General features: G+C 65.1%; 3 protein-coding genes. All 3 read left to right on the top strand.

All coding sequences use genetic code 11. The annotated features are described in order from the left end of the window. Positions 1-182: 182 nt before the first annotated feature. Positions 183-530: a hypothetical protein gene (locus tag QZY07_RS25865; protein ID WP_295409063.1), complete on the top strand. Its 348-nt coding sequence runs from the start codon at positions 183-185 to the stop codon at positions 528-530. 296 nt (positions 531-826) lie between these two features. After that, the gene (locus QZY07_RS25860; RefSeq protein ID WP_295409061.1) at positions 827-3,289 is read left to right on the top strand and encodes a glycosyltransferase; all 2,463 of its coding nucleotides are present in this window, start codon (positions 827-829) and stop codon (positions 3,287-3,289) included. Positions 3,290-3,419: 130 nt separating this feature from the next. Beyond that, positions 3,420-5,672 carry a glycosyltransferase gene (locus tag QZY07_RS25855; protein WP_295409059.1) on the top strand — a complete coding sequence of 751 codons (2,253 nt, stop codon included), beginning with the start codon at positions 3,420-3,422 and terminating at the stop codon, positions 5,670-5,672. Positions 5,673-5,855: the final 183 nt, after the last annotated feature.

The raw sequence follows: 5,855 nt of genomic DNA, 5'->3' as shown, positions 1-5,855 counted from the left end.
TGAGAGTCTTCATTGTGGCCTCTTGAGTGGTTGTCATGATTCAAGCACCTGACATTTTACCATTCTTGAGGCCATTATCCTTTATAAACAAACGATTAAAGCCAGTTTTGCGCCGATTTTGAACTCCGAAACGTGAGTTAACAGGTTACGATTTCTGCCGGTCCTCCTGCGCCCTCGAACATTTGGGCTCGCTCGAACAGGGGATCGCGTTCATCGTCAAGAGCGTGGAACAAACCTTAAAGCCCGGCGGCATCGCCTGTCATACGACCGAATATAATTTAAGTTCGAACGACCAAACCGTCACGACGGGTGCGACAGTGATCTATCGTCGGCGCGATATCGATGACTTGATCGCCGAATTGCGTCGTCGCGGCCACCAGGTCGATGTTTTCAGCGTGGCGCCGGATGCACACGAAATCGACCGTTATGTCGATATCGCACCGTTTTCTCCCCATGGTCATCTCAAATTGCTGCTGGAAGGTTACGCCGCGACCTCGATGGCACTGACCATTCGGCGAGGTCCGCTTTAGGAACGGTCCACTTTCTAGTTCCCGATGACCTGGTAATGGTTCGCAAACAAGCGGTACGTTTTGCGATGGCGGGCGGGACACCCGCCCCCCGATGTTTCACTTGTTATTGAACCGTCCCCAACGTTTCAGGCTGTGCATATCGTCGCGATTCAAAATCGTTTCCGAGCCCGAGGAAACGCGACGACGCCCACGCCAACCCCGAATTCTTTTAGAATAGCGGCCATGATCGAACACCGCCCGCGCCCCGCCAGCAACCCCCCCTGTTTTCAAGCAACGGAAACCGCGAAACACCCGACATGCGTATCGTCGTCGACCTGCAAGCCTGCCAATCCGGCAGTCGTCTGGGCGGAATTGGCCGCTATTCACTCAACCTCGTCGAGGCCATGGCCCGTCACGCCGGCGACCACGAGCTGCGCATCGTCCTCGGCGACCTGCTGCCCGACAGTATTCCAGATCTCTATAAGCGCCTTGCCGGAGTCTTGCCCCGGCACCAGATTCAGGTCTTTCAGGCGCCTGGCCCCGTGGCGGCAAACAATCCAGCCAACCAGTCACGCGCCCGCGCCGCCGAGCTGATTCGCGAGGATTTCATCCACCGGCTCGCGCCCGATATCGTCCATGTCGCCAGCCTGATCGAAGGGCTTGGCGACGATGTCGTCAGCTCGGTCGACGAACTGCTGCCCGGCGCGACCACCGCCGTGACCTTCTATGACCTCATCCCGCTGGTTGAGAAGGAGCGTTATCTCAGCATTCCCATGATCCGCGAGCATTATTATCGCAAGCTCGATCACCTCCAGCGCGCCGGCGGCCTGCTGGCCATCTCCGAGTTTTCGCGCCAGCAGGGCATCGCCGAGCTTGGCATCGACCCCGAGCGAATCGTCAACATCGCCGCCGGCGTCGACTCGCGTTTCAGTCCGCTCGACGTTCCGCCCGAACAGGCCGCCGCGCTCCGTCGCCAGCATGGCATCCACGCCGGCTTCGTCCTCTTTACCGGCAGCTTCGATCAGCGCAAAAACCACCCCCGACTCATCCAGGCTTATGCCCAACTGCCGCGCAGTCTGCGTGTGCATCGACAGTTGGTCATCATCGGGAACGGTTGGGGCGCCATCTATGCGCACCTGCGCAAGCTCGGCGCCGACGCTGGCCTGCGCCCGGATGAACTCATCTTCACCGGCCATGTCGACGACGACGACCTGCTCGCACTCTATCGCCTCTGCGATCTCTTCGTCTTTCCCTCGCTCTCCGAGGGCTACGGGCTGCCGGTGCTCGAAGCCATGGCCTGTGGCATTCCGACCATCGCCTCCAACACCACCAGTATCCCCGAGGTCGTCGGTCGCGCCGATGCGCTGTTCGACCCATACAGCATCGACAGTATCGCCGCCAAGCTGCAGGAGGTGCTCAGCGACGCGTCATTCAGCCGCCAGCTCGCCGAACACGGCCTGGCCTACAGCCGGCGATTTACCTGGGACGCCTCGGCGAAAACCGCGCTGCGGGCGTTCGAGGCCCAGCATGACCGCACCCGCGCGCAACCCCGACCGACCCCCGCCGCGCTCCGCCAGCGCACGCTTGCCGCACTGCGCGATCAGGACCGCCAGACACCGCGCCGCCAGCGCGACCGCATCCGTATCGCCGCCGCACTCGCCGCCAATGACCGCTGTCTCATCGACACCCGTCCGCAGCCTCCGCGCATCGGCTGGATCACGACTTGGAACACCCGCTGCGGCATCGCCATGTATGCCAAATATCTGGCCGGCGCCCACCTCCCCGACTACCACATCCTCGCCCCCAACGAGACGCAGCCAGCGTTCCCGGACGAGCCCAACGTCAGCCGCTGCTGGAACGCCGGACACGACGATCTGCGCCGGCTCGCCGAGCGCATCGACGAATTGGACATCGACACGCTCGTCATCCAGTTCAACTACGGACTCTTCGACTTTGCCGCCCTCGGTCGCTTCCTCCAGGAAATGATCGCCACGGGTCGGCGTCTCTATATCGCGCTGCACGCCACCACCGACACCCCCGACAAACAACTGCCCCAGCTCGCCGCGCCGCTCGCGCTCTGCGACGCACTCTTTATCCACTCGCCCAACGATGAGTCGGTGCTCGCGCGCCTTGGCCTGAGCGACAAGGTCGAGCGTTTTCCGCATGGCGCCATCGACATCGCCCCGGCAAGCCTTGATCTTCCCATCCCGTCCGGGCGCTTCGTCATCGCCTCCTACGGCTTCTTTCTCCCGCATAAGGGATTGTTCGAGCTGATCGACGTCTGCCAGCGCCTGCGCGAGAAGGGTCTTGACATCCATCTGCTCATGATCAACGCCGAATATCCGGTCGACCTTTCCGCCGCGCTCATCGCCGAGGCGCGTGAGCGCATCGCCGCACGGGACCTCGTCGATCGCGTCACACTGATCACCGACTTTCTCGACGACGCCCAGAGTCTTGGCTATCTGCGCCACGCCGATCTCATTGTGTATGCCTATCAGAACACCGGCGAATCTTCCAGCGCCGCCGTGCGCATGGGCCTTGCCGCGCAACGCCCGGTCGCCGTCACCCCACTGCCCATCTTCGACGACGTCGGCGACGTCGTCCTGCGACTGAGCGGCACCGACCCCGGCACCATCGCCCGCGACATCGCCGCGCTCGCGCCACGTCTGCGTACGCCCGACAACGCCATCCGTCACACCCAGGCCCAAGCCGCCGTCTGGCTCGACGCCCACCGCTACAGCCAGCTCGCCGAAACCTTCTGGAATCGGCTCACCCGATGACTCGGCGCCGCCAACATCCCGTCCCCCTGAAATCACGGACAGTCTGTCGGCGGTCCCGCCCACCCATCCGGCAGGCGATCGGCGCCCCCAGAATATCGACCAGCGGCTCCATTCATCACGCAGGTCGCGCTTGACTCGCTTGACGAAAGGCATCCGCTGCGCGCGCGACCGTCTACTCGACGCCATCTCCGCGCTCATCCATGTCGGCGAAACGCGCAACCGCGCGCGAACGCTTGAGCAACGACTCGACGCCGGGACGCAGGTCAATCGAGACCTGCAACAGTCGCTCGCGCAACTCGCCACCCTGGTCCAGACCCAGCAGCAGCAACTCGACGCCGAGACGCAGGCCAACCGAAACCTGCAACAGTCGCTCGCGCAACTCGCCACCCTGGTCCAGACCCAGCAGCAGCAACTCGACGCCGCCACGCAAACCCTGGAAGACCTGCGCCAAACCCTCGGCAGCGCAGCGCGGTCCGCCGCATTGGCAGATTACTATCGCGACCTCGCATTCCAGCGTCAGCTCGACCCACTGCGCATCGACCTCGCGCAACGTCATGCGCCTGTTTCCGTTCAGCGTCCACCCCTGGCCCGCCCGCGTTTCGCCGACGCCCAGGCGCCAGCGCTGCCAGCGCATCCTGACAACCATCACCTCGCCATCCACCCCTACACCCTGCTCCATGTCGGTCGCTTCAACCCTGACCAGGCCCAGCATCGTCTGATCGACACCCTCTACGCGCTCGGCCAACTCGGCGAGGACAACCTCCAGCTCATCCTCGCCAGCCCGCCGCCACCTGGCGATGACCCCGGCTATCTCGACTGTCTCAGCGAACATGCCGCGCGACTCGGGTTAGCCGGACAGGTCCACATCCGTCTGGCGCAATCCGACTGCAAGCTTGAAGATGCCTATCATGCCGCCGACCTCTATCTCAGCCTGGCCGATGCGCCGCAGGATCCCAGCGCGCTCCAGCGCGCGCTCGCGCACGACCGTCTCTTGCTAGCTCACGCCATGCCTGACTGGCTCCCGAAGCGCTCGCGGCTCACCGAACTGGCGCCGGACCGTGTCGCCGCCGCCATCCGCGCCCGACTGCACGATGCGCGCGCCCGTCGTGCCCAGCTGGCCGATCAGCGCGCCTGCTGGCAGGGTGGCGGCGCGCATGGATTGCCAGCTCAAACCGCTCTCTCCAGCGCGGAGAGTGGACGGGGCGAGGGGGCTGCGTCCGGCGCCCGCCTTGAACCGATCCCAGCGCCGCCGCTCAACATCCGCCTCGAAGGCCCCTTCGATTCCACCTACAGCCTCGCCCTGGTCAACAGCGCCATCGCACTCGCCCTGCGCGAGCAGGGCCACCGCGTCAGCCTGCACAGCACCGACGGCTTCGGCGACAACCCCGTCGATCCCGTCTTCCTCGCCGCCAACCCGCGCATCGCCGCCATCCATCGCACCCGCCTGACGCGCGTCGACGTCACCCTGCGCAACCTCTATCCGCCGCGCACCTTCGCCATGCCCGGCGTCGATAAGATCCTCGGCCCCTACGGCTGGGAAGAATCCGCCTTTCCGCGCGACTGGATCCAAGGCTTTAACCGCCGCCTGACCGGCGTCTTCTGCATGTCCGAGTACGTCCGCGACCGGCTCGTCGCCAACGGACTGCGCGTCCCCGCCATCGTCACCGGCATCGTCGCCGACGCCATCCTCCGGCACCCTCCCCGAGACCCCGGGATCGAACTGCCCGACGGCTACCGCCTGCTCCACATCTCCTCCGGCTTCCCGCGCAAGGGACTCGACATCCTGCTCCACGTTTTCGTCCGTCTGCCCACGGACATCGCGCTCGTGATCAAAACCTTCCCCAATCCGCACAACGACGTCCGCCAGCAGCTCGCCGACCGCGGCTTCCATCCCACCGGCGGCGGCACCGCTGCGGACCGCGGCCAGCCCCCGGTCACCCGCTGGACCCGCGGCGAGCGGCGCGTCCTCCTCATCGACGCCGACCTCTCGCCCGCCCAGATCGCCTGGCTCTACCGCCACGCCGACCAGCTCGTCGCCCCCAGTCGCGGCGAAGGGTTCGGACTGCCCATGGCCGAGGCCATGCTCTTTGGGGTTCCCGTCGTCACCACTGACCACGGCGGCCAGCGCGACTTCTGCACCCCCGACACCGCCTGGCTCGTCGCCTCGCGGCCCGTCCCCGCCCGCACCCACTTCGCGCTCCCCGGCTCGCGCTGGGCCGAGCCCGACCCCGTCAGCCTGCGCCAGGCCATCCTCGCCATCCGCCACGCCAGCGTCGACGCCCGCCGCGCCAGAACCGACCGCGCCCGCGCCCTCATCCAGCGCTACAGCGCCGCGGCCGTCGCCGCGCGCATCCGTCAGGCCCTACGGACCCTCGCCAACTAAAGCGAGGGTTAGGTGTTATAGATCTCGTATTTATCATCCAGACACTCACGGTTCGCCCATTTTGACAGCTGATTACCCGGATTGGGCGCCCACGCCGAGATAGAGATCCTGCGGAAAGTCGAGCAAGCTGACAATGCGCGACTGCACGGCGTTCAGTGGGGTCATGTTGAGCCAGTCCGTGCC

The sequence above is a fragment of the uncultured Thiocystis sp. genome (assembly GCF_903866365.1).
GTDB lineage: Bacteria > Pseudomonadota > Gammaproteobacteria > Chromatiales > Chromatiaceae > Chromatium.
Note: the sequence above shows the minus strand (reverse complement) of the source record. Positions and strands in the feature narration are given on the sequence as shown.